Below are 23,366 nucleotides of genomic sequence, written 5' to 3' on the forward strand. Positions count from 1 at the left end.
GCGTGCTTTTCGCGACTTCCGGCTCTGTCGGCAGTGTTCCAAAGGCGTCCAACTTGGGCGTCTCAGGTTTCCGGGCGTATGGCGAATGGCTTACCCGCTCAATCGCTTCCCGGAATTTCAGATCAAAGGCAGCGCGCGTCGTTCACCGCTTCCGGCCCGCCGGGTCAGAAGGTGAAGCCCGCTCCGACAAGTAACAGCAGAAACAGGATAAGGAACCGTCATGGCAAATACCGCACAAGCTCGCAAGCGCGCCCGTCAGGCCGCCAAAGCCAACTCGCACAACTCGGCGCTGCGCTCGAAGTTCCGCACGGCCATCAAGGCAGTTCGCAAGGCAATCGAAGCCGGCGATCAGGCCAAGGCCGCCGAAGTGTTCAAGTCGTCGGTCAAGACGATGGACATCATCGCGGACAAGAAGATCATCCACAAGAACAAGGCCGCTCGTCACAAGAGCCGCCTGGCTGCAGCCATCAAGGGTCTGCAGGCTCCCGCAGCCCAGTAATTCCGGCTCGTTTTCGGCGGGCGCTTGCGGTTCCTTGAATCGCGCGCTCGTCGGAACGGCTTCCTGTTTCCGCTGCGCTGTAACGAAAAAGCCCGCTTGCGCGGGCTTTTTTGCGTCCTGCTGCCGACCGTGCGGCTCAGTCTAGCGACGCTGCTGCGTCTGCGTGCCGTGATGCGGCGGCAGTTCGCACGCCTCGGTCACCACGAGGTCGTTGTCCTTCGCGAAGTTCAGCACGAAGTCGAAAGCCATCGGCTCGATGTCACGCAGACGCGAATCGACGATCACGACTTTGATATCGCCGATCATGGTCGGGCGCACGTAGATGGAATATTGCAGGCGCGCGTTCGGCCCTTTCGCTTTCGGCCCGAAGCCCGACATGACACCGCACAGGCGCTCCGACCAGTCGCTCGGCCGAAACTTCCTCCCGCTCTTGGTGATGCCTTGTATGAAGTACTCGGTAGGGGATGATTCAGCCATGTAGCAATACCTTTTGTCGGCCGGTGGCGGCACCGGCGAATGCACACGCTTGACGCGGCGACCGCGCCGGCCGGCACGAGCGCCGGGCGGCGCCTGGCCAACGGTCCGAAGAGGACCGCCCGCGACCGCGACTGGATGGCGGACTCGGCAGCACGAAGAGATCGCAAGCGCAAAAGAACGCCGAGCGGACTCTTGCGAGCCAACGCCGACCATGCGCGTGAAACGGTGCTGAGCGTTACTGAGTGTTGCAGAGTTGTTGAAACGAGCGCCGGCAATTATACCGCAGCGCCCCTTTTTCCGCAGCGCACACAGGCTCGCGCGCCTGTCTATCGGCCTTTCCGCCGCCTCGTCAAACCTCGCAAAATCCTTTATGCTCGAACGCCAACCCACTCCCGATGGCGGCGCCGTCCGGTCGAGCGACGTCTTCCGGCAGTCGCGCAGCCGGTTCGAAGCCGCTGCTTGCGTTTCATGACCGCCAAGAAAATTCGCCACTATCTTCAGTTCAAGGATTTTTCGCTCGACGATTACGAGTACGTGCTGGAACGCGCCCGCATCCTGAAGCGCAAGTTCAAGAACTACGAGACGTATCACCCGCTGCACGACCGCACGCTCGCGATGATCTTCGAGAAGAACTCGACGCGCACGCGCCTTTCGTTCGAAGCAGGCATCTTCCAGTTGGGCGGTCACGCGGTGTTCATGAGCACGCGGGACACGCAACTCGGGCGTGGCGAGCCGATCGAGGATGCGGCGCAGGTCATTTCGCGCATGGTCGACATCATCATGATCCGCACGTTCGGGCAGGACATCATCCAGCGATTCGCGGAGAACTCGCGCGTGCCGGTCATCAACGGGCTGACCAACGAATACCATCCGTGTCAGGTGCTGGCGGACATCTTCACGTATTACGAGCATCGCGGGCCGATTCACGGCAAGACCGTCGCGTGGGTCGGCGACGCTAACAACATGCTGTACACGTGGATCGAAGCCGCGCAGATTCTCGGCTTCAAGCTGCGCCTGTCCACGCCGGAAGGCTACAAGCTGGATCGCGCGCTGGTGGCGCCTGAAAGCGCGCCGTTCTACGAAGAATTCGCCGATCCGAACGAAGCCTGCGCAGGCGCGGATCTCGTCACCACGGACGTGTGGACGAGCATGGGTTTCGAAGCGGAGAACGAGGCCCGCAAGAAGGCGTTCGCGGACTATTGCGTCGATGCCGACATGATGGCGCGCGCCAACGCCGATGCCCTCTTCATGCACTGCCTGCCGGCGCATCGCGGCGAGGAAGTGAGCGCGGAAGTGATCGACGGGCCGCAGAGCGTCGTGTGGGACGAGGCGGAAAACCGGCTGCACGTGCAGAAGGCGCTGATGGAATATCTGCTGCTCGGCAAGCTGAACCACTGACGCGGCTTGCTCTCATCAAGACGCCGCCGGATTTCACGTCCGGCGGCGTTTGTCGTTTATGACGACCGGCTCCCTTCTGCAGATCGACGCCAGAGCGCGCGAGCGCATTCTCCCTAGTACGAAAACGCCGCCCCATGCGCCATCCGGCGGCGTCCGCTTTCTCAGACGACGACCGGCTCCATCTCCAACTCGACGCCGAAGCGCGCGAGGACATCGCTTCTGATCGCTTCCGCGAGCTGGAGCACTTGCGCGCCGGTCGCGCCGCCGCGATTCACCAACACCAGAGCTTGCCGCTCGTGCACCGCCGCCCCGCCGATGCCGCGACCCTTCCACCCGCACTGGTCGATCAACCAGCCCGCCGCGAGCTTCACGCTGCCGTCCGGTTGCGCGTACGAGACGACGCCGGGTTCGCGCGCGCGCAACGCGTCGAACGCTTCTGCGCTGACAACCGGATTCTTGAAGAAGCTGCCCGCGTTGCCGAGCACGGTCCAGTCCGGCAGCTTCGCGCGACGCACGGCGATCACGGCGTCGAAGATGGCCTGCGCGTCGCACGACGACGCGCCTTCCAGCGCGCGCGCGACGTCCGCGTAATCGGCGCGCGGCGTCCACGCTTTCGGCAGACGGAATACGACTGACGTGATCAGGAACCGCCCGCGCCCCGCGCGCTTGAAGAAGCTGTCGCGGTAGCCGAACGCGCACGCGTCGCGGTCAAATTCGGCTAACGCGCCCGTCGCTAGCTCCACGGCGTGAAGCCGCTCGAAGCGTTCGCCCATTTCGAGTCCGTATGCGCCGATGTTCTGGATCGGCGCGGCGCCCACGGTGCCGGGAATCAGCGCGAGGTTTTCGAGGCCCGGCATGTCGTGTGCAAGCGTCCATGCGACGAACGCGTGCCAGTTCTCGCCCGCGCCGGCTTCGACCAGATACGCGTCGTCGTCCTCGCCGATCACGCGCTTGCCCATGATGCCGACGACGAGCGCGACGCCCTCGAAATCGCGCGTCAACACGACGTTGCTGCCGCCGCCGAGCACGAGGCGCGGCACGTTGGCGATCCGCGCGTCGGCGGCGAGCGCAGCGGCGGCTTCGACGCTATCGATCTGCATTGCGTGACGCGCGCGAACATCGAAGCCGAACGTGTTGTGCGGACGCAGCGAGTAATCCGCGAGGAGCGCGGGCGCGGGAAAGAAGGCGTCGGACATGGGGAACCGCGTGGCGAATGCTGGAATGGAAGCGGCCTTGGGGAAAACCAAAGCGCGTCGGTAGAATGACGTCAGGTCCGTGATTATAGCGAGTGCGCGCGCCGCGCCCGCCCTCGCCCAACGAAGAAGGGGAAGACAGATGCCATCGTTTGACGTCGTCAGCGAAGCAAACATGATCGAAGTGAAGAACGCGATCGAGCAGTCCAACAAGGAAATCTCGACGCGCTTCGACTTCAAGGGTTCGGATTCACGCGTCGAGCAGAAAGAGCGGGAACTCACGCTCTACGCCGACGACGACTTCAAGCTCGGCCAGGTGAAAGACGTGCTGCTGTCGAAGCTCGCGAAGCGCGGCGTCGACGTGCGCTTTCTGGACTACGGCAAGCAGGAAAAGATCGGCGGCGACAAGCTGAAGCAGGTCGTCACCATCAAGAAAGGCGTGTCGGGCGATCTGGCGAAGAAGGTCGTGAAGATCGTGAAGGACAGCAAGATCAAGGTGCAGGCGAGCATTCAGGGCGATGCGGTACGCGTGCAAGGCGCAAAGCGCGACGATTTGCAGAGCACCATCGCGCTCCTGAAGAAAGAAGTGACGGATACGCCGCTCGACTTCAACAACTTCCGCGACTGATTTTCGCGAGTCGCTTGCGAAAAAGCCGTTCCGCGCAATGCCGGAACGGCTTTTTTGTTGCTTACTGCGCTGCCTTTTTCTTGTCGCCGATGCGGCTTTCCTTGCCCGCCAGCAGCTTCGAAATATTCGCGCGATGCCGCCAGATCAAGAGCGCGCTCATGGCGAGCACGGCAAGCGAGATGCGGCTCGGCCCGAACAGGAACACCTGAAAAAACGGCGCGAACACGGCGGCGACGAGCGCCGCGAGCGACGAGTACCGGAAGAAGAACGCGATGATGAGCCAAGTCAGCAGCGTCGCGAGCCCGAGCACCGGATGAATCGCGAGCAGCACGCCCGCGGCTGTCGCAACGCCCTTGCCGCCCTGAAACCTGAAGAAGATCGGATACAGATGGCCGAGGAATACGGCGATGGCCGAGAGCGCGATGCACGTTGCGAGCCCCGTCGCATCGAGCCCGAAGCGCGCGCCGAAGTGCGCGACGAGCCATACGGGCAGCCAGCCTTTGAAGGCATCGCCGATCAGCGTCAGGATGGCCGCGCGCTTGTTGCCGGTGCGCAGCACGTTGGTCGCGCCGGGATTGCCGGAGCCGTAGGAGCGCGGGTCGTCGAGTCCCATCGCCGCGCTGACGACGACGGCAAACGAAATCGAGCCGATCAGATAGGACACGACGGCGACGATCAGATCAATCATGTGTTCTCTTTAAGCGTGACGAGTCGGGGCGAAAGCGCGGTCAGCATTCTAATCGACGCTCGCGCACTGCACGGGCTTGGCACCGAGCAGTTCGGTCAGCACGGCGGGATTCAGGCTCACCAGATAGCCGCGCCGCCCGCCGTTCAGATAGATGGTGTCCAGCTCCAGAATGCTCGATTCGACGTACACGGGCATCGCCTTCTTCGTGCCGAACGGCGACGTGCCGCCGACGAGATAGCCGGAGTGCCGGTTCGCCACCTCCGGCTTGCAAGGCTCGATGCGTTTCGCGCCCGTCTGCCGCGCGAGATTCTTCGTGGACACGGTGCGGTCGCCGTGCATCAGCACGATGAGCGGCTTCGCGTGCTCGTCTTCCATCACGAGCGTCTTGACGACGGAATGTTCGTCCACGCCGAGCTGCCGCGCCGATTCCTCGGTGCCGCCATGCTCGACGTAATCGTACGGATGCTCGCCGAACGCCACCTTGTGACGGCGCAGGAATTGCGTCGCAGGCGTCTCGGAAACGTGTTTGATTTTCGACATGGACGCATTGTAGCGGCGCGGAATGCGGCCCACCATCGGCCATTCGGCCTAGTGGTGCAGCGTCTCCCGATGTCGTACGATCGTTCGACTCACGACAGGACCTTGCCATGATCCGCGACGCCGAAACTCAAACGCTGCTGGAAGACACCATTCGCCGCTTCGTGCGCGAGAAGCTCGTACCGCGCGAAGCCGAAGTCGACGAAACCGACGCCATCCCCTCCGACCTGATCGACGCCATGCGCGAGATCGGCATGTTCGGGCTTACCATTCCGGAAGCGTACGGCGGCCTCGGCCTCACGATGGAAGAGGAAGTGCGCGTCGCGTTCGAATTGGGGCAGACGTCGCCGGCCTTTCGCTCGGTGATCGGCACGAACAACGGCATCGGGTCGATTGGCATTCTGCTCGACGGCACCGAGCAACAGAAAGCGCACTATCTGCCGAAGCTCGCGGCAGGCGAACTGATCGGCTCGTTCTGCCTGACGGAGCCAGATTCCGGCTCGGACGCGGCGTCGCTGAAAACCACGGCCCGGCGCGACGGCGACGCGTACGTGCTCAACGGCACCAAGCGCTACATCACGAACGCGCCGGAAGCGGGCATCTACACCGTGATGGCACGCACCAGCGACGCGAAGGGCGCGAGCGGCATTTCGGCGTTCATCGTCGAGCGCGATACGCCGGGTTTGTCGCTCGGCAAGCCGGACCGCAAGATGGGCCAGCGCGGCGCGCATACCAGCGACGTGATTTTCGAGAACTGCCGCGTGAGCGCGAGTCAACTGATCGGCGGCGTGGAAGGCGTCGGCTTCAAGACGGCCATGAAAACGCTCGACAAAGGCCGCATCCACATTGCGGCCGTCGCGGTCGGCGCGGCGAAGCGCATGTTGCGCGATGCCCTCGCCTACGCGATGGAACGTCGTCAGTTCGGGCAGCCGATCGCGGAATTCCAGCTCGTGCAGGGCATGCTCGCCGACAGCAAAGCCGAGTTGTACGCCGCCGAATGCATGGTGCTCGACGCCGCGCGCCGTCGCGACGAGGGCCGCGACGTGTCCATCGAAGCGTCGTCCGCGAAGTATTTCGCCACCGAGATGTGCGGGCGCGTCGCGGACCGCGCCGTGCAAGTGCACGGCGGCGCGGGCTATATCGCGGAGTACGGCATCGAGCGGTTCTATCGCGACGTGCGGCTTTTCCGGCTCTACGAAGGCACGTCGCAGATTCAGCAGGTGATCATCGCGCGCGGACTCATGCGCGGCGCGGACATCTAGCCGCGCGGATGATGCTCGCGGTGCAGCTTCTGCAGGCGTTCACGCGCGACGTGCGTATAGATTTGCGTCGTCGAAATATCGGAGTGGCCGAGCAGCAGTTGCACCACGCGCAGGTCCGCGCCGTGATTGAGCAAGTGCGTGGCAAACGCGTGACGCAGCGTGTGCGGCGAGAGCGGCGCGTGCACGCCGCCGTTCAGCGCATGACGCTTGATGATGTTCCAGAACTGCTGGCGCGTCATGCCCTCGCCGCGCGCCGTGACGAAGAGCGCATCGGCGGCGCGCGGGCCCAGCAGCGCCGGGCGCGAGTCGCGCAGATAGCGCATCAGCCAGTCGTGCGCCGCTTCGCCGAACGGAACGAGGCGCTCCTTGGAGCCCTTGCCCATCACGCGCACGACGCCTTCGTTCAGGCCCACTTCCACGGTCTTCAGCGTGACGAGTTCGGTCACGCGCAGGCCGCTCGCGTACATCAGTTCGAGCATGGTGCGGTCGCGCAAGCCGAGCGGCGTCTCGATATCGGGCGCGTGCAGCAGGGCTTCGACTTGCGATTCGTTGAGCGTCGAAGGAAAACGCGGCGGCTGCTTCGCCGAACGCAGCTTGAGAGTCGGATCGGCGCTCGCGCGATGTTCACGCATCGCCCACGCGTAATAGCGGCGAAAGACGGACAGACGCCGGTTCGCGGAGGTCGCCTTGTCGCTGCGGCGCGCGGCCATGTAGCCGTTCATGTCGGCTTCGGTGGCCGCGTCGATGGACGCGCCGCGCGTCTTCGCGAGCCATTCGGCGAAGAGCCGCAAGTCCCGCCGGTAGGCGTCGAGCGAATTCTTGGCGAGCCCGTGTTCGAGCCACAACGCATCGCAGAACAGGTCGATGGCGTCGCTGCTCGCGGTCAGTTCGGGCGTGTCGAGTGCCTCTGTGGTTGCGGTCGTTGCGCTCGTCATGCGATGGATACACCTTCATGCGCCAGCAGCCAGCGCTTCACGTCACGGAAAAAGCCATCGCCCGGATGATGCGCGAATCCGCCGATTCCGCCCGCCGCGACGACCCGGTGGCACGGTATCACGATCGGCAGCGGATTGGAGCCGCACGCCTGTCCGACCGCGCGCGGCACGCTGCCGATCTCACGCGCGAGTTGTCCGTAAGTCCACACTTGCCCCGCCGCGATTCCGCTGATGCCGCGCCACACGCGCTGTTGGAACGCGGTGCCGCCGAGAGCGAGCGGCAGATCGAAGCGCATCGACGGCGTCTCGAAGTAGCGGCGAATCTGATAGGCGGCTTCCTGCACGAGCGGCGCATGCGCCTCGATGCTTTCGACATGCGCCGGCAGATAGACGATCTCGCGCACGGCGTGATCGTCCACGCGGATGCCGACTTTGCCGAACGGCGCGTCGATGACGGCGTCGAACCGGCTCGCGGCCATCTTGAGCTTCGGCCGTGCGGTCGAGTCCACCGTGATGAAGCCGCCTTCAGACAGCATGCTCTTCATGCGTCTCTCCTTGCTTCAGCGCCCAGCCGACATGCTCGCGCACGATCTCGGATGGATCGTCCGCGCGCCCTCGCAATGCTTCGATGATCGCCGCGCGTTGCTCGCCTTCCAACGGCGAGCGCAACGCATTGCCCATGCCGACGGCGATATTGCGCAGCCATCGCTCGTACCCGATGCGGCGAATCGCGCTGCCCTGCATGCGCGTGTCGAACTCGTCGGCGGTCCACGAGAACAGTTCGACGAGCGTTGCGCGATCCAGCCCATGACGCACGTCGAAGTCCGCGACCGGCGCGGCCTGCGCGAACTTGTTCCACGGACACGCAAGCTGGCAGTCGTCGCAACCGTAGACGCGATTGCCGATCAGCGGGCGCATGTCCTCGGGAATGCTGCCATGCAATTCGATGGTCAGATACGAAATGCAGCGCCGCGCATCCACGCGATACGGCGCAACGATCGCGCCCGTCGGACACGCGCCGACGCAGCGCGTGCACTGGCCGCAATGCGCGCCGTCGTGCTCGGGTTCCGGGTCGACAGGCAACGGCACGTCGACGTAAATCTCGCCGAGAAAGAAGAGCGATCCGGCATCCCGGTCGAGCAGCAGCGTGTGCTTGCCGCGCCAGCCGTTGCCCGCCTTCTGCGCGAGCGCGACTTCGAGCACCGGCGCCGAATCCGTGAACGCGCGATGCCCAAACCGCCCGATCTCGCTTTCTATCCGCTCGGCCAGTTGCTGCAAGCGGTTGCGCATGACCTTGTGATAATCGCGGCCCCGCGCATAGATGGACACCACGGCCTGCGAAGCATCGCCGAGCCGCTTCCACTCGACCGCGCGCCAGTCGTTCTTCTGACCATCGGCTGTCGCGACACTTTCATCGCCCGTGTGCGCGAGCGTCGCAGCGGGAAGATAAGCCATGCGCGCCGTGATGACCCGTCGCGTGCCGGCCACAAGCTCGGCCGGCCTTGCGCGTTTCATCCCATGTTTGGCCATATAATCCATTTCGCCGTGATAGCCTGCTTCGAGCCAATTGGCGAGGCCTTCCTCGGCATCCGTCAGGTCGATATCGCTGATACCGACCGCACCGAATCCCAACTCGCGCCCCCACGCCCTGATGCGCCGCGCGAGCTCCGCCAGCGCGGCCTCGTCGTTCTCTAACGGATGCAGGGCGCGCGACTCGACGGCGGCGGCGCTCGTCGCTGTCGTGATTTCAGTGACTTCAGTGGAGTGGTCCGGCAAACGGTTCATCACTCTATTTTACGAGCAATGCCCGAGAACCCCGCACCATCGACGCCCGATCTGCCCGCCGCGCTCATCGAACGCCGCTTCGAGTTGCGCGATGAAGCCGCGACGCTCGCATTCGGCGAACGCTTCGCGCGGGCCATCGAATACACGCACAACACGGCCTCGTCCGAACCATTCCACGGCCTGCAGGTCCAGTTGATCGGCGATCTCGGCGCGGGCAAGACGACGCTCGTGCGCGCGACGCTGCGCGCGCTCGGTCATGCGGGCCGCGTGAAGAGCCCGACTTACACGCTCGTCGAGCCCTATTCGCTCGATGCGCCCGGCGGCCCGCTCGACGTCTATCACTTCGATCTGTACCGCTTTGCCGATCCGGCCGAATGGGCCGATGCCGGCTTTCGCGAATATTTCGACCGGGGCGCGGTGTGTCTCGTCGAATGGCCGCAGCAAGCGGGCGGCTTGCTCGGCGTGCCGGACCTCGTGTTCGCGTTGACGCTGCCGCATGCAGGCATCGCAGGCAAGGAAACGACGCAGACGAACGAAGAAGAAGGCCGCGTGCTGACCGCGCGGGCGTTTAGCGAAACAGGAAAGACATGTCTCGAAAGATGCTGATCAAGCCGTTCCACTCGATCGAATCGAGCGCGAGCGCGCCGCACAACTGGCGCAGGCGTCAGGTGCTGCGCGCGGGCGCGTCGACGCTGGTGCTGGCGCTCGTCGGCCCGAAGCTCGCGCACGCGAGTTCCGTGCTCGGCGTGCGCGTGTGGCCGGCGCGCGACTACACGCGCGTGACAATCGAATCCGACCAGCCGCTCACGAACAGCAATCAACTGCTTCAAGGACCGGACCGGCTCGTCGTCGATCTGAACGGCATCGATCTAGATCAGGCGCTGCGAGACCTCGTCTCCAAGATCACGCCGAACGATCCGCAGATTCAGGCGGTGCGCGTCGGGCAGTATCAGCCGCATGTGGTGCGCATGGTGTTCGACCTCAAGGGCTCGGTGAAGCCGCAGGTGTTCACGCTCGGGCCGATCGGCAGCTACAAGTATCGGCTCGTGTTCGATCTGTATCCGGCCGTCGCGCCCGATCCGCTGATGGAACTGCTCGCGCAGACCGAGCACAAGCAGGAAGCGTTCGATCGCGCGAATCCGAACCCGTCCGCGCCGCCGCCCGCCACGCTCTCGGGCCCGGCCACGGCGCAAAAGCCGCTCGCGCACGATTCCACGGACGACTTCTTCCAGAAGTACGCGGGCAACGATCTTCCGGACGACACCGCGAAAGCACCGCCCGCAGTCAAACCGCGCGTGCCGCCCGTCGCCGTGCCGCCCGTCATCGCGAAGAAGAACGACGACGATGACGACAGCCGCTACGCGTTCTCCGCGCCCAAGCAGGACCGCGCCGCCACGACGCGCCTCCTGACCGTGGCGATCGATCCCGGTCACGGCGGCGAAGATCCCGGCGCGATCGGCGGCGCGGGCACGTACGAGAAGCACATCGCGCTCGACATCGCGAAGAAGCTGCGCGCGAAGATCGACGCCCAGCCCAACATGCGCGCGATGATGACGCGCGACGCCGACTTCTTTGTGCCGCTCAACGTGCGCGTGCAGAAGGCGCAGCGCGTCGGCGCGGACCTGTTCGTGTCGATTCACGCGGACGCGTTCACGACGCCTGATGCGCGCGGCTCGTCGGTGTTCGCGCTGTCGGAGCACGGCGCGTCGAGCGCGGCGGCGCGCTGGATGGCGAACAAGGAGAACTCGTCGGATCAGGTCGGCGGCATCAACGTGAAGACGCAGGACGCGAGCGTGAACCGCGCGCTGTTCGACATGTCGACCACCGCGCAGATTCGCGATTCGATGCGCTACGGCAGCTTCGTGCTGAACGAGATCGGCGGCATCAACAAGCTGCACAAGGGATCGGTCGAGCAGGCGGGCTTCGCCGTGCTGAAGGCGCCGGATATTCCGTCGATCCTCGTGGAAACCGCGTTCATCAGCAATCCGGACGAAGAAGCGCGCCTGAACGACGACGCCTATCGCGACAAGATGGCCAACGCGATCCTGAAAGGCATCAAGCGGTACTTCGCGGCAAATCCGCCGCTCGCAAAGAGCCGCATGACGTAAGCGGCGCGCGCAGAGCTTTAGCGTTCGGCGAGACGGCGCGCGCGGCTTCGGTCAGCGCGCCGCGGGCAGGAACCGCTGCACGAGCCGTCCGCCGAACACGTTCACCGCCAGCCCCGCCATGACGAGCGCCGCGCCCGCCAGTTGCGTGCCGTTCAACGCCTCGCCGAGAAACACCGCGGCCGACGCCAGTCCGATCACCGGCACCAGCAGCGAAAACGGCGCGACCTGCGCCGCCGGATACCGCGCGAGCAGCTTGCCCCACAGGCTGTAGCCGACGATCGTCGCAATAAACGAGAGATAGCAGACGGCGAGCACCGACACCATCGGAATGGCCGCGAGACTCGATTCAATGCGCGCCGGTCCTTCGAAAATCAGCGACAGCACGAGAAACGGAATCGGCGGAATGAGGCTCGCCCACACGACGAGCGACAGCAGATCGACCTTGCCCATGCGCTTGGTCGCGACGTTGCCGAGCGCCCACATCGCGGACGCGCCGAGCGTGAACAGAAAGCCGGTGAGCGTCATCGCGTGGCCGCCTCGCATGCCGATCAGCGCGAGACCGGCCGCCGCGATCAGCAAGCCCATGACGTTCGCTGCGCGAATGCGCTCGCCGAGGAACATCGCGGCGAAGATCAGCGTGAAGAACGCCTGCGCCTGAAGCACCAGCGACGCGAGCCCGGCCGGCATGCCGACATACATGCCGTAGAACAGCAGCGCGAACTGTCCGAGTGAAATAGTGAGGCCGTACGCGAAGAGCCAGCGCAGCGGAATCTGCGGGCGCTTGACGAAGAACACGGGCGTCGCGGCGAGCGCGAAGCGCAGCGCGCCGAGCAGCATCGGCGGGACGCCATGCAGCCCGAGCTTGATGACGACGAAGTTCACGCCCCAAGCAAAAATAACCACCGTGGCTATCAGCAAATCCTTTGGCGACATCGCCGCTCCCCTGTTCCGTGCACGCTATGCGAGCGATCGGACGAGTGTAGCGAAGCGAATCTGCGAAGGATTGTGAAAAACTGCGCTCAACGTGGTTTTAGGAAGCGCACAACGAAAAAGCGCCCGCGCCCGTTTCGAGGGCGTGGGCGCTCGGCGGCTGACGAAGGCCGCGGCCGGACGCTTACTTGCTCTGGCCGGATTCCGCAGCCGCGTTGTTGCCGGTTTCGACGGCAGGCGTCTTCTTAGTGCCGGCCGACGCATGGCCCGTATGCCGGTGCGACCGGTGCTTCTTGGTCGTGGTCGTGCCCATGTCGGAGCCGCCGCCTGCGCCGGTCGAGGCATCGCCCTGTGCGGCCGCGCCCGAATTGCCGCCCATCGCGGCCGACGAGTTGCCCGACGAAGTCTGTGCCAGCGCGCCGGTAGCGGCAGTGGCGGTGAAAAGGCCCGCGGCGATGGCGATCAACAGCTTGTTCTTGCTCATTGTTTCCCTCTCCTATCAAGAGTGCGCAAAGCTGCACGCATGCTTCAAAATGCGCGGCCGGTGGCGACCGCACGGAACGGTGAAGGGTTGAGCGCGCGCCGAACCGCCGGACGAGCGCCTGTCTGCGGCCGCCGGTAGAATCGGCGGTTCTGGTGCGCCATTCCGACGCCCGCCTCTACCTTCCGGTGACCTGCCATGTCCTCGACGATCCGCGCGCAGTTGAAACCTCATCAACACGACGTCGGCGGCCTCATGGTGAGACGCGTCCTTCCCGCGCTCGCCGCGCGCACCGTCGGACCCTTCATTTTTTTCGACCATATCGGACCCGCAACCCTCGTGCCCGGCAAGGGCCTCGACGTGCGTCCGCATCCGCATATCGGGCTCGCGACGGTCACGTATCTGTTCGACGGCGCGATCATGCACCGCGATAGCGTCGGTTCGGTGCAGAAGATCGTTCCCGGCGACGTGAACTGGATGACAGCCGGGCGCGGCATCGTGCATTCGGAACGCACGCCCGACGAAGAGCGCGCCGCCGGCCAGACGATGCACGGCATTCAGACGTGGGTGGCGCTGCCGGTCGCGAGCGAGGAAGTGGAGCCGTCGTTCGAGCATCACGCGGCGGCGACGCTGCCGCAGATCGAGCGCGCGGGCGTCACGCTGCGCGTGATCGCGGGCACGGCGTTCGGCGCGACCGCCCCGACCCGAACGTTCTCGCCGACGCTCTACGTCGCGGCGCACTTCGCGGCCGGCCGCGAACTGACGCTCGATACGGAGCACGAGGAACGCGGCGTGTATCTCGTCGATGGCGACCTCACGATCGACGGCGAAAGCCTGCCCGCGCAGCAGATGGCGGTGCTCGCGCCGGGCGTTCCCGCGACGCTCGCGAGCGCGAACGGCGCCGTCGTGATGCTGCTCGGCGGCGCACCGCTCGACGGCGCGCGCTTCATCGAATGGAACTTCGTGTCCAGTTCCCGGGACAAGATAGAAGCCGCGAAGCGCGCGTGGAGCGAGCAGCGCATGGGCGAGGTGCCGGGCGAAACCGAATTCATCCCGCTGCCGCCGCCGCGCCGCGAAGAGCGCGCGCCGGAGGCATGAGACCTGCGGCGCCGACGCGGACCCAAGCATTGAGACACGCGCGGATCGTCCCCATCTGACATTTCAGGATAGCTCGCAAGTTTGAGGAGAAACGCATGGATACGACCCTTGCCACATTCGAGAACGACGTCATCAACGCGTCGATGCTCGCCCCCGTGCTCGTCGACTTCTGGGCGCCGTGGTGCGGCCCGTGCAAGACGCTAGGCCCGATGCTCGAACGCCTCGAAGCGGAAGCCGGCGGCGCGTGGAAGCTCGTCAAGGTGAACGTCGACGAGAATCAGGAACTCGCGCAGCACTTTCAGGTGCGCAGCATTCCGCATGTGATCGCGTTCGCGGAAGGCCGGCCGATCGACCAGTTCATCGGCGTGCTGCCCGAAGGCCAGTTGCGCGCTTTTCTCGACAAGCTCGTGCCGGGCGGCGCCGACACCGAACGCCGCGCCGCGCATAACGCGTGGGCGCTCGGCAATCGCAAGGAAGCGATCGACCGCATCAAGGCCGCGCTCGCGCTCGATCCCGGCTACGACGAGGCACGGCTCGACCTGATCGAATGGCTGCTCGCGGAACGGCGCATCGAGGACGCGAAGGCCGAGGACAAGCTGCTTTCGCCGAAGACGACGCAAGGCATCGACGCGCGCTACAACGCGCTGAAGACCGAGATCGACGCCGCCGAAGCCGCCGCCGCGCTGCCGCCCGCCGACGCGCTGATCGACGCGGTGAACGCGAACCCCGACGATCTGGAGGCGCGTTTTGCGCTCGCGAACCGCCTGATCGCGGGGCGCGACTATGCCGGCGCGCTGGAGCACTTGCTCGCGATCGTCGAGCGCGATCGCAGCTTCATGGACGACGTCGGCCGCAAGACGATGCTTTCCGTGTTCGAGCTTGCGTCGAATCAGCCGGATCTCGTGTCGTACTGGCGACGCAGGTTGAGCGCGGCGATAAACTGAAAACAGCGAAGCAGAAAGACGCAACGGCCAGCCCCTAAAGGCTGGCCGTTGTCGTTTGTTCGATCAGGAAACCTTCGCCAGTTCGCGCAGCACGAACGCCGCCGCCGCAAAGCCGAAGCTCGCGGTCACGCACGCTTTACCCGAAGCCCGCGCGATCTGGCCGTTGTCGTTTCTTTGATCAGGAACGCTTCGCCAGTTCGCGCAACACGAACGCCGCCGCGAAGCCGAAGCTGGCGGTCACGCACACGCTTCACCTGACCCCCCCGCGCAATCTAGCCGTGATCGTTTGTTCGATCAGGAAGCTTTCGCCAGTTCGCGCAGCACGAACGCCGCAGCCGCGAAGCCGAAACTCGCGGTCACGCACACGCTCGACCCGAAGCCCGCGCAATTGAGACCGACCGGGCCGGCGTAGCCCGAAGCGGTTTCGAGATGCTCCGCGCCCTCGCTGATGTCGCACGCCGGCGAATCGGGGTAGATGAGCGGCTCGTCCGAATACACCGCGCTCACCTTGAAACGCGCCTTCGGTCCGCGCGGAAACCCGTGCTGCTTGCGCAACTGGCCGCGTACTTTGGAAAGCAGCGGGTCCTGAATGGTGAGCGCAAGATCGTCGATACGGATGCGCGTCGGATCGAGCTGCCCGCCCGCGCCGCCCACCGTGATGAGCGGCTGCTTGCGCGCGACGCACCACGCAATCAGCGCGGTCTTGGTGCGCACGCTGTCGATGGCATCTACCACGAAGTCGAAGCCGCCGCCGAGCGTCGCGTCGAAATTGCCAGGCTCCACGAAGTCTTCGATCTGCCGGACGTCGCACGCCGGATCGATGAGCTTGATGCGCTCGGCCATCGCGGTGACTTTCGCCTTGCCGTAGTTGCCGTCGAGCGCGTGAATCTGGCGGTTGGTGTTGCTCTCCGCGACGTTGTCGAGATCGATCAGCGTCAGCGTGCCGACCGCGCTGCGCGCCAGCGCTTCCGCGACCCACGAGCCTACGCCGCCGATGCCGATCACCGCGACATGCGCGCGCTGGAACGCCGCGAGCGCGCTCGGGCCATAGAGACGCGCGATGCCGCCGAAGCGCCGTTCGCGATCGACGGTGTCTTCAACGGGAAGCGTGGCGGTGGCATCGGTTGGGGTCATGGCGCTCGGAGCAGATGAAAACGAAGCGGCTTGCCGGCGAGGACCGCGCGACAAGGCTTACGCGCGGCTGTCGGTTGCACAAAAGTTGGCAGTCCCTTCATGCAAAATCCGGCTGAATTGCGTATTCTGCCTTATCGAAACGGAAGGCGTGATAGGCGCGCCGAATCTCCGCATCATTGCCTGACCTGGAAAGCGCCGGCTTTGACACGCGTCATTGCGCGAATTCCTTAATCAGGGCAAGAACGTTTCACCTTGGCTATACTGACGCGACTGTAGCGTTCGCATAACATGACGACCCTCGCAGACCTTCGTAAAAACTATTCCCGCGGCGCGCTCGACGCCGCGGACATCGACCCGAACCCCGTGCGCCAGTTCGAAGCATGGTTCGCCCAGGCGCTCGACGCGAAGCTGCCCGAACCCAACGCGATGACGCTCGCCACTGTGAACGCAGAGGGCCGTCCGTCGGCGCGTATCGTACTGATCAAGGGTGTCGACGAACGCGGTTTCGTGTTCTTCACTAATTACGAGAGCCGCAAGGGCCGCGAGTTGGCCGCCAATCCGGCCGCGAGCCTGCTCTTTCACTGGATCGAGCTCGAGCGGCAGGTGCGTATCGAAGGCATGGTCGTGAAGACGAGCGCCGAAGAGAGCGACGCATACTACGCCTCGCGTCCGCTCGGCTCGCGCATCGGCGCATGGGCGTCGGACCAGAGTCAGCCGCTCGCAAGCCGCGAGGCACTCGAAGCGCGCGAGCGCGAGATGATGGCGAAATTCGGCGACGCGCCGCCGCGCCCGCCGCACTGGGGCGGCTACCGGCTCGTGCCGGACACCATCGAGTTCTGGCAAGGGCGGCCGTCGCGGCTGCACGATCGCATGGTTTATACGCGCGAAGGCGCCGATGCCCCGTGGCGCATCACGCGGCTGGCGCCGTAAAGAGCCCCACGCTTCGCGCACCACGACACACGCACGAATTGTAAGCACAACGTAAAGCGCGCCGCGCTCACGCGGCGCGCAGACAATAAGCCGGCGCAGCAACACGGCAGACGAACATGAAGGCGTCACGCCTTCCACCTTGATTTTCTTAGCGCGGAGAAACAAGCATGTTCTGGGAGAAGAAGCTGACGCAGTGGGTCGAGGAAGTCCGCGAGCAAGCCAACTTGCCCGCGCGCCTCGTGTTGTGGGACGGACAGCAACACGACTTCGGCCGCTTTGCCGCGCCTGCCGTGACGCTGCATGTGAAAAGCGCGACCGCGCTGCCGTATCTGCTGGAGCCGAGCCTCGACAATCTGGGCGAGGCGTATGTCAAAGGCAAGATCGATATCGAGGGCAAGCTCTCGGACATCATCAACATCGGCTATTCGCTCGCGAAAAGCACGGTGACGAATGCGAGCAAGCTCGCCCGCGTGCGACGCTACTTCAATCACTCGAAGGCGTCGGACAAGAAGGCCATTCAGTATCACTACGACGTGTCGAACGAGTTCTACCAGCTCTGGCTCGACAAGAACATGGTGTATTCCTGCGCGTACTTCGAAAACGGCGATGAAGACCTCGACACCGCGCAGATCAAGAAAATCGACCACATTCTCACGAAGATTCAGGTGCAGCCGGGGCATCGGCTGCTCGACATCGGCTGCGGCTGGGGCGCGCTCGTCATTCGCGCGGCGCAGAAATTCGGCGCGAAGTGCGTGGGCGTGACGCTCTCCGAGAACCAGTTCAAGCTCGCGACGCAGCGCGTGAAGGACGCCGGCCTGGAAGGCCAGATCGAGATCCGCCTGCAAGACTATCGCGACGTGGAAGGCCAGTTCGACCGCATCACGAGCGTCGGCATGTTCGAGCACGTCGGGCGCAAGAATCTGCCGGGCTACTTCGCGAAGATGCGTGAACTGCTCGTCGATGACGGCATCGCGATGAACCACGGCATCACGTCGTCGGATGCGGATAGCGGCGAGACGTCGCTCGGCGGCGGCGAGTTCATCGATAAATACGTGTTTCCGGACGGCGAGCTACCGCATATCAGCCTCGCGCTGGAGAGCATGCAGCGCGGCGGGCTCGAAGCGGTCGATGTCGAAAGCCTGCGCCGCCATTACGCGCGTACGCTCGATATCTGGGCCGAGAACTTCGAGGCGCATGCCGAAGAAGCGCGCAAGCTCGTGGACGACGAGAAATTCCGCATCTGGCGCGTGTATCTCGCCGGCTGCGCGTACGCGTTCGAGAACGACGACGTGTCGCTCTATCAGGTGATTTGCCGCAAGGCGGGCCGCAGCGCGAAGACGCTGCCGTGGTCGCGGCGCTATATCTACGAGAAGCCGCTCTGAGCCGGGAAGTGTCCGCCATCGATGCAGGCGCGGGCGACGACGAACAGTGCGATCTGTTCGGCGCGCCCGAGCCTGCGGTCGTTTCGAAGCCGCGCGGCGTGCTGCCCGCGCCGTTGAAGCGCGAACACGAAGACATCGCGAAGCGGCTGCCGGCGAGCGTGCATCTCGGCACGTCGACGTGGTCGTTTCCAGGCTGGCAAGGCATCGTGTACGGCGACGCGTACGCGAACAGCACGCTTTCGCGCGATGGCCTCGCCGCCTACGCCGCGCATCCGCTGTTGCGTGGCGTGTCCATCGACCGGTCGTTTTACGGTCCGGTATCGGTCGCGCAATACGCGCGGTACGCGTCGCAGGTGCCGGCGCACTTCCGGTTCATCGTGAAGGCGCCCGCTTCGGTCACGGACGCATTTATTCGCGGCGAGCGCGGCTTGCCCGGCGCTGACAATCCCGCTTTTCTGAACGCGCAAATAGCCATCGACGAGTTCGTCGCGCCGTGTCTGAGCGGCCTCGGGGCGAAGGCCGGCGCGCTCGTCTTCCAGTTCCCGCCGCTGCCCGACGCGATGATCGTGGACCCGTCGCGCTTCGTCGAGCGGCTCGCGTCGTTCCTCGCCGCGTTGCCGCCGCTAGAAGGCGAAGCGTGTTATGCGGTCGAGTTGCGCGACGCGGTCATGCTGACGCCGCGCTTCATCCGGGCGCTGCGCGACGCGAACGTGCGCTACTGCATCGGCGTGCACGCGCGCATGCCGGACGTGCGCCGTCAGGCGAAGGCGCTGGCGCTGCTGGATGAGGAAGAAATGGGACCGCTCGTCGTGCGCTGGAGTTTGCACAGCGGCTTTCGCTATGAACAGGCGAAGGCCAAGTACGAACCGTTCGACAGAATCGTCGATGAAGACCGCGAGACGCGCGAGGCGCTCGCGGAACTGGCCGCGCGTTACGCCTTCGCGGGCCAGCCGGTGGTCATCGCGGTGAACAACAAGGCGGAAGGCTCCGCCCCGTTGACGTGCTTCGAACTGGCGCGCGGCATCGCAGAGCGTTGCGAGCGCGCGCAGTCCGGCCCGCGCGCCGTCACGCCTTGAGGCGATGCGCGAACTTCTTGCGAAACTTCGCGACCTTCGGCCCGACGACCGCCGCGCAATAACCCTGATTCGGATGCTGCGCGAAGAAGTTCTGGTGATACGCCTCGGCCGGATAGTAGTCGTCGCGTAGCGGCGTCACTTCGGTCACGATCTTGCCGCCGTAGACGTCTTCGCGCCGCAGTTCGTCGATGACTTCCTGCGCGATCCTGCGCTGCTCGTCCGAATGCGTGAACACGGCCGAGCGATACTGCGTGCCGACGTCGTTGCCCTGACGGTTGAGCTGCGTCGGATCATGCGTCGCGAAGAAGATTTCGAGAATCTCGCGATAACCGATGACCTCGGGATCGAACACGACCTTCACGACTTCCGCGTGCCCGGTATCGCCGTCGCACACCTGCTCGTACGACGGATTCGCCACCTGGCCGCCCGCGTAGCCGGATTCGACGGACTGCACGCCCTCCACCGCCAGAAACACGGCTTCGGTGCACCAGAAACAACCGCCGCCGAGCGTCGCGGTTTCGAGTCTCGCTTGCTGGTTCATGCCTGCTCCTCTCAAGTGCAGCGGCCACGCCGCGGACCATCCATATTGATGCGCGAAGCCGCTTATTCAATGCCGCCGAGCTTACCGGCTTTTGCAAAGCGGCGTTGCCCACATTGCCCGTACTGGCTTATGGCGGCTCGAAGCAGCCGATTCCGCTAGAATCGAGTCAATCTCCAGCTTTTACATGGCTTCAAAAAAGGTTCGTCCGACTCGAGCGCGACATTCAGCACGACACTCGGCCTGTTCGGTGCCAAAAGACCTATTCGATCGCCCACTTGCCCGATGAAACGCGCCAGAACTCCGAACTTCGATCCCACCGCGTTCCGCGCCGCGCTCGGCCAGTTTGCGACAGGCGTCACCGTCATCACCACGCGCACGGATTCCGGCCAGTTGATCGGCATCACGGCGAGCTCGTTCAATTCCGTTTCGCTGGATCCGCCGCTCGTGCTGTGGAGTCTCGCGACCCGCTCGGCCTCCATGCCCGTGTTTCGCGCGAACAGTCACTACGTCATCAACGTGCTGGCCGCTTCGCAACTGGACCTGTGCCGGCGCTTCGCGACGGTGAAGGGCGACCGCTTCGCGGGCGTCTCGCACGCGGCGGGCGACAGCGGCATGCCGGTGCTGGACGGCGCGCTCGCCTGGTTCGAATGCCACAACCGCAGCCGCTACGACGAAGGCGATCACATGATCTTCGTCGGCGAAGTGGAACGCTGCGGCGTGCGCGAAGACGCGTCGGAGATTGCGCCGCTCGTCTTTCAGGCGGGCCGCTTCCACTCGCTCGGGCCGCTGGAATAACGCCGGCTCAGGCGCCGCGCGCCGGCTGCTCGATGAGCGCGACCGGCACGCCCGCATCGTCCTTCATGGTTTGCAGCACGATATTCGAGCGGATGTCGATCACGCCCGGCGCCTTGTACAGCTTCGTCAGAATGAAATCGGAGTAGTGCTTGAGATTGTGCGCCAGCACGCGCAGCACGTAATGCGTGTCGCCGGTGACGACGAACGCGCCGACCACTTCCGGCCACTCGCGTACCGCCGCTGCAAACTTCTCGTGCCAGTTCTCCTGATCGTTGCGCATGGAGACGTGCACGAACGCCTCCAGTTCGATGCCCAGCCGCTCGCGGTCCAGACACGCGCGATAACTCGCGATCACGCCCTCCTCTTCGAGCAGGCGCATGCGCCGCAAGCACGCGGAAGGCGACAGCGAAATGCGCTCCGCGAGGTCCAGGTTGCTGATCCGTCCATCTTCCTGCAGCACCGCCAGAATTCGGCAATCCGTTGCATCGAGCGTGAATCCGGTCACTTTTGAGTCTCCTAGCCCGTTTCCTCGAATTATGTTCTAGCCACAAACCTTTTGGGTGGTTATTTTGCAATCACTTTTCAAGATAACGCGGCTATGATTTGACGCATCTCCCCGCTCTCTGCTAGGCCGCCATGACGCTCATCGACATCTCGCCGCCGATCGCCGCCGCGACGCCGGTCTGGCCGGGCGACACGCCTGTCGGCATCGAGCGCGTCTGGCGGATGGAAGCGGGCTCGCCGGTGAACGTCGCGCGCGTCACGCTTTCGCCGCACACCGGCGCGCATGCCGACGCGCCGCTGCACTACGACGAACACGGCGCAGCCATCGGCGAGGTCGCGCTAGAGACGTACATCGGCGCGTGCCGCGTCGTGCATTGCATCGGCGCTTCGCCCGTCGTGACGCCGGAGATGATCGCGGCGCACCTCGACGACGCGCCGCCGCGCGTCCTCATCCGCACGTATGACCGCGCGCCGCTCGACGCATGGGACAGCGCGTTTTGCGCCGTTGCGCCGCAAACCATCGACCTGCTGGCGGCGAAAGGCGTGAAGCTCGTCGGCATCGACACGCCGTCGCTCGATCCGCAGGAATCGAAGACGATGGACGCGCACCGCCGCATTCGCGCGCACGGCATTGCGATTCTCGAAGGACTCGTGCTCGATGCCGTCGCGCCCGGCGACTACGAACTGATCGCGCTTCCGCTCAAGTTCTCGACGCTCGATGCAAGCCCCGTGCGCGCCGTCCTGCGCCCGCTACCCTGAATCTTCCCCGAACACATGGACTTTTCGATGAAATCTCGTGACGACGCCGCCGCCCTCGACCGCGACGACCCGCTCGCCCGCCTGCGCGACCAGTTCTCCCTTGCCGACGGTGTCATCTATCTCGACGGCAATTCGCTCGGCGTGCCGCCGAAAGCCGCCGCCGCGCGCGCCGCGAGCGTGATCGGCAGCGAATGGGGCCATGGGCTGATCCGAAGCTGGAACACGGCGGGCTGGTTCGCGCTGCCGAAGCGCCTCGGCAACAAGCTGAGTTCGCTGATCGGCGCAGAAGAAGATGAAGTCGTCGTGACGGACACGATTTCCGCGAATCTCTTCAAGGTGCTTTCCGCCGCACTGAAACTCGCGAACGAGCGCGACCCGAAGCGCCGCGTGATCGTCTCGGAACGCTCGAACTTCCCGAGCGATCTGTACATCGCGCAGGGTTTGATCGAGCAGCTGGATCGCGGATATGAACTGCGTCTCGTCGACGATGCCGCCGACCTGCCCGCCGCGATCGACGAAGACACGGCCGTCGCGATGATCACGCACGTCAACTACCGCACCGGCGCCATGCACGACATGGCCGCGCTGACCGAGACGATTCATCGCGCGGGCGCGCTCGCGGTGTGGGATCTCGCGCATTCGGCGGGCGCGGTGCCGGTGGATCTCAACGGCGTCGGCGCGGACTATGCGGTCGGCTGCACGTACAAGTATCTGAACGGCGGCCCGGGATCGCCCGGCTTCGTCTGGGTGCCGAAGCGTCACCAGAACGCGTTCTCGCAGCCGCTTTCCGGCTGGTGGGGCCATAAGAAGCCGTTCGAGATGGACCCGGTGTATCGCCCGGACGACGGCATCGGCCGCTTTCTGTGCGGCACCCAGCCGATCGTTTCGATGGCGCTCGTCGAATGCGGGCTCGACGTGTTCCTGCAAACCGACATGCAGGCGCTGCGGCGCAAGTCGCTCGCGCTCGGCGATGCGTTCATCGCGCTGGTCGAGGCGCGGTGCGGCGGCTTTCCGCTCACGCTCGCGACGCCGCGCGATCACGCACGACGTGGCTCGCAGGTGAGCTTCGAGCATCCGCACGGCTACGAAGTGATGCAGGCGCTGATTGCGCGCGGCGTGATCGGCGACTATCGCGAGCCGGGCATTCTGCGCTTCGGCTTCACGCCGCTCTACACGCGTTTCGTCGATGTGTGGGATGCGGTCGAGGTGCTGCGCGACGTGCTCGCGACCGAAAGCTGGCGCGCGCCGGAGTTCGCCGAACGCGCGTCGGTGACCTGAGGAC

General features: G+C 64.9%; 26 protein-coding genes. 14 read left to right on the forward strand and 12 right to left on the reverse strand.

The features are described from left to right. The first annotated feature begins 220 nt into the window (after positions 1-220). On the forward strand, positions 221-499 hold the full coding sequence (gene rpsT, locus LDZ24_RS10780; RefSeq protein WP_159836876.1) for a 30S ribosomal protein S20: 279 nt from the start codon (positions 221-223) through the stop codon (positions 497-499). 141 nt (positions 500-640) lie between these two features. Here rpsT and LDZ24_RS10785 read toward each other — a convergent pair whose 3' ends face one another. Beyond that, a complete protein-coding gene (locus tag LDZ24_RS10785) occupies positions 641-976 on the reverse strand; it encodes a DUF3579 domain-containing protein (RefSeq protein ID WP_175944861.1) in 336 nt (111 codons plus the stop codon). 468 nt (positions 977-1,444) lie between these two features. Here LDZ24_RS10785 and argF point away from each other — a divergent pair, with 468 nt between their 5' ends. Then, positions 1,445-2,374 carry an ornithine carbamoyltransferase gene (argF, locus tag LDZ24_RS10790; RefSeq protein ID WP_244847159.1) on the forward strand — a complete coding sequence of 310 codons (930 nt, stop codon included), beginning with the start codon at positions 1,445-1,447 and terminating at the stop codon, positions 2,372-2,374. Positions 2,375-2,535: 161 nt separating this feature from the next. Here the strand turns inward: argF and murB are convergent, their stop codons facing one another. After that, a complete protein-coding gene (murB, locus tag LDZ24_RS10795; protein ID WP_248320442.1) occupies positions 2,536-3,570 on the reverse strand; it encodes a UDP-N-acetylmuramate dehydrogenase in 1,035 nt (344 codons plus the stop codon). Positions 3,571-3,709: 139 nt separating this feature from the next. On the opposite strand from murB, the gene LDZ24_RS10800 reads away from it, so the two are divergent. Then, positions 3,710-4,195: a YajQ family cyclic di-GMP-binding protein gene (locus tag LDZ24_RS10800; RefSeq protein ID WP_175944867.1), complete on the forward strand. Its 486-nt coding sequence runs from the start codon at positions 3,710-3,712 to the stop codon at positions 4,193-4,195. A gap of 61 nt (positions 4,196-4,256) precedes the next feature. Here LDZ24_RS10800 and plsY read toward each other — a convergent pair whose 3' ends face one another. Further along, positions 4,257-4,883, reverse strand: coding sequence for a glycerol-3-phosphate 1-O-acyltransferase PlsY (gene plsY, locus LDZ24_RS10805; protein WP_248320443.1), 627 nt, complete (start codon positions 4,881-4,883; stop codon positions 4,257-4,259). Between the two features lie 48 nt (positions 4,884-4,931). Beyond that, positions 4,932-5,423: a Cys-tRNA(Pro) deacylase gene (gene ybaK, locus LDZ24_RS10810; RefSeq protein WP_248320444.1), complete on the reverse strand. Its 492-nt coding sequence runs from the start codon at positions 5,421-5,423 to the stop codon at positions 4,932-4,934. A 107-nt stretch (positions 5,424-5,530) separates the two neighbouring features. On the opposite strand from ybaK, the gene LDZ24_RS10815 reads away from it, so the two are divergent. Next, complete coding sequence (locus LDZ24_RS10815; RefSeq protein ID WP_248320445.1) at positions 5,531-6,682, forward strand: acyl-CoA dehydrogenase family protein; 1,152 nt, start codon at positions 5,531-5,533, stop codon at positions 6,680-6,682. Here the strand turns inward: LDZ24_RS10815 and xerD are convergent. The 3 genes from xerD to queG are packed head-to-tail and all read right to left on the reverse strand — an operon-like array spanning position 6,679 to position 9,402. Next, complete coding sequence (xerD, locus tag LDZ24_RS10820) at positions 6,679-7,617, reverse strand: site-specific tyrosine recombinase XerD (protein WP_248320446.1); 939 nt, start codon at positions 7,615-7,617, stop codon at positions 6,679-6,681. The two genes, LDZ24_RS10815 and xerD, sit on opposite strands and share 4 nt — an antisense overlap. After that, on the reverse strand, positions 7,614-8,096 hold the full coding sequence (locus LDZ24_RS10825; protein ID WP_248322340.1) for a methylated-DNA--[protein]-cysteine S-methyltransferase: 483 nt from the start codon (positions 8,094-8,096) through the stop codon (positions 7,614-7,616). The genes xerD and LDZ24_RS10825 overlap by 4 nt, the downstream gene beginning before the upstream one ends. Positions 8,097-8,142: 46 nt before the next feature. Continuing rightward, a complete protein-coding gene (gene queG, locus LDZ24_RS10830; protein WP_248320447.1) occupies positions 8,143-9,402 on the reverse strand; it encodes a tRNA epoxyqueuosine(34) reductase QueG in 1,260 nt (419 codons plus the stop codon). A gap of 18 nt (positions 9,403-9,420) precedes the next feature. Between queG and tsaE the strand changes: the two genes are divergently transcribed. Both tsaE and LDZ24_RS10840 read left to right on the forward strand, forming a co-directional pair. Further along, positions 9,421-10,008 carry a tRNA (adenosine(37)-N6)-threonylcarbamoyltransferase complex ATPase subunit type 1 TsaE gene (tsaE, locus tag LDZ24_RS10835; RefSeq protein ID WP_248320448.1) on the forward strand — a complete coding sequence of 196 codons (588 nt, stop codon included), beginning with the start codon at positions 9,421-9,423 and terminating at the stop codon, positions 10,006-10,008. Beyond that, the gene (locus LDZ24_RS10840; protein WP_248320449.1) at positions 9,990-11,510 is read left to right on the forward strand and encodes an N-acetylmuramoyl-L-alanine amidase; all 1,521 of its coding nucleotides are present in this window, start codon (positions 9,990-9,992) and stop codon (positions 11,508-11,510) included. Before tsaE ends, LDZ24_RS10840 begins: the two co-directional genes overlap by 19 nt. Before the next feature lie 51 nt (positions 11,511-11,561). Here LDZ24_RS10840 and LDZ24_RS10845 read toward each other — a convergent pair whose 3' ends face one another. Together LDZ24_RS10845 and LDZ24_RS10850 are read right to left on the reverse strand one after the other, a co-directional pair. After that, positions 11,562-12,443 carry an EamA family transporter gene (locus tag LDZ24_RS10845; protein WP_248320450.1) on the reverse strand — a complete coding sequence of 294 codons (882 nt, stop codon included), beginning with the start codon at positions 12,441-12,443 and terminating at the stop codon, positions 11,562-11,564. Between the two features lie 181 nt (positions 12,444-12,624). Next, the gene (locus LDZ24_RS10850) at positions 12,625-12,924 is read right to left on the reverse strand and encodes a hypothetical protein (protein ID WP_248320451.1); all 300 of its coding nucleotides are present in this window, start codon (positions 12,922-12,924) and stop codon (positions 12,625-12,627) included. 195 nt (positions 12,925-13,119) lie between these two features. Between LDZ24_RS10850 and LDZ24_RS10855 the strand changes: the two genes are divergently transcribed. Both LDZ24_RS10855 and trxA read left to right on the forward strand, forming a co-directional pair. After that, positions 13,120-14,019, forward strand: coding sequence for a pirin family protein (locus tag LDZ24_RS10855; RefSeq protein ID WP_248320452.1), 900 nt, complete (start codon positions 13,120-13,122; stop codon positions 14,017-14,019). Positions 14,020-14,114: 95 nt separating this feature from the next. Further along, the gene (trxA, locus tag LDZ24_RS10860) at positions 14,115-14,963 is read left to right on the forward strand and encodes a thioredoxin (protein WP_248320453.1); all 849 of its coding nucleotides are present in this window, start codon (positions 14,115-14,117) and stop codon (positions 14,961-14,963) included. A 294-nt stretch (positions 14,964-15,257) separates the two neighbouring features. Here trxA and LDZ24_RS10865 read toward each other — a convergent pair whose 3' ends face one another. Beyond that, positions 15,258-16,097 (reverse strand): ThiF family adenylyltransferase, encoded by an 840-nt coding sequence (locus LDZ24_RS10865; protein WP_248320454.1) that lies wholly within the window; start codon positions 16,095-16,097, stop codon positions 15,258-15,260. A 288-nt stretch (positions 16,098-16,385) separates the two neighbouring features. Here LDZ24_RS10865 and pdxH point away from each other — a divergent pair, with 288 nt between their 5' ends. From pdxH to LDZ24_RS10880, 3 genes are all read left to right on the forward strand, one after another. Next, complete coding sequence (gene pdxH, locus LDZ24_RS10870) at positions 16,386-17,027, forward strand: pyridoxamine 5'-phosphate oxidase (RefSeq protein ID WP_175944894.1); 642 nt, start codon at positions 16,386-16,388, stop codon at positions 17,025-17,027. A gap of 167 nt (positions 17,028-17,194) precedes the next feature. After that, entirely contained in the window at positions 17,195-18,409 is a 1,215-nt protein-coding gene (locus LDZ24_RS10875; protein WP_248320455.1) for a cyclopropane-fatty-acyl-phospholipid synthase family protein, read from the forward strand. Positions 18,410-18,417: 8 nt separating this feature from the next. Further along, positions 18,418-19,485 carry a DUF72 domain-containing protein gene (locus LDZ24_RS10880; protein ID WP_248320456.1) on the forward strand — a complete coding sequence of 356 codons (1,068 nt, stop codon included), beginning with the start codon at positions 18,418-18,420 and terminating at the stop codon, positions 19,483-19,485. On the opposite strand, the gene msrA is transcribed toward LDZ24_RS10880, so the two are convergent. Beyond that, positions 19,475-20,026 (reverse strand): peptide-methionine (S)-S-oxide reductase MsrA, encoded by a 552-nt coding sequence (gene msrA, locus LDZ24_RS10885; RefSeq protein WP_248320457.1) that lies wholly within the window; start codon positions 20,024-20,026, stop codon positions 19,475-19,477. The genes LDZ24_RS10880 and msrA overlap by 11 nt on opposite strands. A 282-nt stretch (positions 20,027-20,308) precedes the next feature. Between msrA and LDZ24_RS10890 the strand changes: the two genes are divergently transcribed. Further along, the gene (locus LDZ24_RS10890; RefSeq protein WP_248320458.1) at positions 20,309-20,821 is read left to right on the forward strand and encodes a flavin reductase family protein; all 513 of its coding nucleotides are present in this window, start codon (positions 20,309-20,311) and stop codon (positions 20,819-20,821) included. Between the two features lie 7 nt (positions 20,822-20,828). Here LDZ24_RS10890 and LDZ24_RS10895 read toward each other — a convergent pair whose 3' ends face one another. Beyond that, a complete protein-coding gene (locus LDZ24_RS10895; protein ID WP_175944902.1) occupies positions 20,829-21,326 on the reverse strand; it encodes an Lrp/AsnC family transcriptional regulator in 498 nt (165 codons plus the stop codon). A 131-nt stretch (positions 21,327-21,457) separates the two neighbouring features. Here LDZ24_RS10895 and kynB point away from each other — a divergent pair, with 131 nt between their 5' ends. Together kynB and kynU are read left to right on the forward strand one after the other, a co-directional pair. Beyond that, the gene (gene kynB / locus LDZ24_RS10900) at positions 21,458-22,084 is read left to right on the forward strand and encodes an arylformamidase (RefSeq protein ID WP_248320459.1); all 627 of its coding nucleotides are present in this window, start codon (positions 21,458-21,460) and stop codon (positions 22,082-22,084) included. A gap of 27 nt (positions 22,085-22,111) precedes the next feature. Beyond that, entirely contained in the window at positions 22,112-23,362 is a 1,251-nt protein-coding gene (gene kynU, locus LDZ24_RS10905) for a kynureninase (RefSeq protein ID WP_248320460.1), read from the forward strand. Positions 23,363-23,366 lie beyond the last annotated feature (4 nt).

Origin of the sequence: Caballeronia sp. Sq4a (genome assembly GCF_023170545.1) — a bacterium.
Lineage (GTDB): Bacteria > Pseudomonadota > Gammaproteobacteria > Burkholderiales > Burkholderiaceae > Caballeronia.

Excerpts from the sequence above, each read along its gene's own strand:
- LDZ24_RS10875 (WP_248320455.1), top strand. The coding sequence starts at position 17,195 with ATGTTCTGGGAGAAGAAGCTGACGCAGTGGGTCGAGGAAGTCCGCGAG.
- LDZ24_RS10845 (WP_248320450.1), bottom strand. The coding sequence starts at position 12,443 with ATGTCGCCAAAGGATTTGCTGATAGCCACGGTGGTTATTTTTGCTTGG.
- pdxH (WP_175944894.1), top strand. The coding sequence starts at position 16,386 with ATGACGACCCTCGCAGACCTTCGTAAAAACTATTCCCGCGGCGCGCTC.
- LDZ24_RS10800 (WP_175944867.1), top strand. The coding sequence starts at position 3,710 with ATGCCATCGTTTGACGTCGTCAGCGAAGCAAACATGATCGAAGTGAAG.
- kynU (WP_248320460.1), top strand. The coding sequence starts at position 22,112 with ATGAAATCTCGTGACGACGCCGCCGCCCTCGACCGCGACGACCCGCTC.
- LDZ24_RS10865 (WP_248320454.1), bottom strand. The coding sequence starts at position 16,097 with ATGACCCCAACCGATGCCACCGCCACGCTTCCCGTTGAAGACACCGTC.
- argF (WP_244847159.1), top strand. The coding sequence starts at position 1,445 with ATGACCGCCAAGAAAATTCGCCACTATCTTCAGTTCAAGGATTTTTCG.
- tsaE (WP_248320448.1), top strand. The coding sequence starts at position 9,421 with ATGCCCGAGAACCCCGCACCATCGACGCCCGATCTGCCCGCCGCGCTC.
- queG (WP_248320447.1), bottom strand. The coding sequence starts at position 9,402 with ATGAACCGTTTGCCGGACCACTCCACTGAAGTCACTGAAATCACGACA.
- LDZ24_RS10840 (WP_248320449.1), top strand. The coding sequence starts at position 9,990 with ATGTCTCGAAAGATGCTGATCAAGCCGTTCCACTCGATCGAATCGAGC.
- xerD (WP_248320446.1), bottom strand. The coding sequence starts at position 7,617 with ATGACGAGCGCAACGACCGCAACCACAGAGGCACTCGACACGCCCGAA.
- kynB (WP_248320459.1), top strand. The coding sequence starts at position 21,458 with ATGACGCTCATCGACATCTCGCCGCCGATCGCCGCCGCGACGCCGGTC.
- rpsT (WP_159836876.1), top strand. The coding sequence starts at position 221 with ATGGCAAATACCGCACAAGCTCGCAAGCGCGCCCGTCAGGCCGCCAAA.
- murB (WP_248320442.1), bottom strand. The coding sequence starts at position 3,570 with ATGTCCGACGCCTTCTTTCCCGCGCCCGCGCTCCTCGCGGATTACTCG.
- LDZ24_RS10855 (WP_248320452.1), top strand. The coding sequence starts at position 13,120 with ATGTCCTCGACGATCCGCGCGCAGTTGAAACCTCATCAACACGACGTC.
- ybaK (WP_248320444.1), bottom strand. The coding sequence starts at position 5,423 with ATGTCGAAAATCAAACACGTTTCCGAGACGCCTGCGACGCAATTCCTG.
- LDZ24_RS10890 (WP_248320458.1), top strand. The coding sequence starts at position 20,309 with ATGAAACGCGCCAGAACTCCGAACTTCGATCCCACCGCGTTCCGCGCC.
- plsY (WP_248320443.1), bottom strand. The coding sequence starts at position 4,883 with ATGATTGATCTGATCGTCGCCGTCGTGTCCTATCTGATCGGCTCGATT.
- LDZ24_RS10785 (WP_175944861.1), bottom strand. The coding sequence starts at position 976 with ATGGCTGAATCATCCCCTACCGAGTACTTCATACAAGGCATCACCAAG.
- LDZ24_RS10850 (WP_248320451.1), bottom strand. The coding sequence starts at position 12,924 with ATGAGCAAGAACAAGCTGTTGATCGCCATCGCCGCGGGCCTTTTCACC.
- LDZ24_RS10825 (WP_248322340.1), bottom strand. The coding sequence starts at position 8,096 with ATGGCCGCGAGCCGGTTCGACGCCGTCATCGACGCGCCGTTCGGCAAA.
- msrA (WP_248320457.1), bottom strand. The coding sequence starts at position 20,026 with ATGAACCAGCAAGCGAGACTCGAAACCGCGACGCTCGGCGGCGGTTGT.
- trxA (WP_248320453.1), top strand. The coding sequence starts at position 14,115 with ATGGATACGACCCTTGCCACATTCGAGAACGACGTCATCAACGCGTCG.
- LDZ24_RS10815 (WP_248320445.1), top strand. The coding sequence starts at position 5,531 with ATGATCCGCGACGCCGAAACTCAAACGCTGCTGGAAGACACCATTCGC.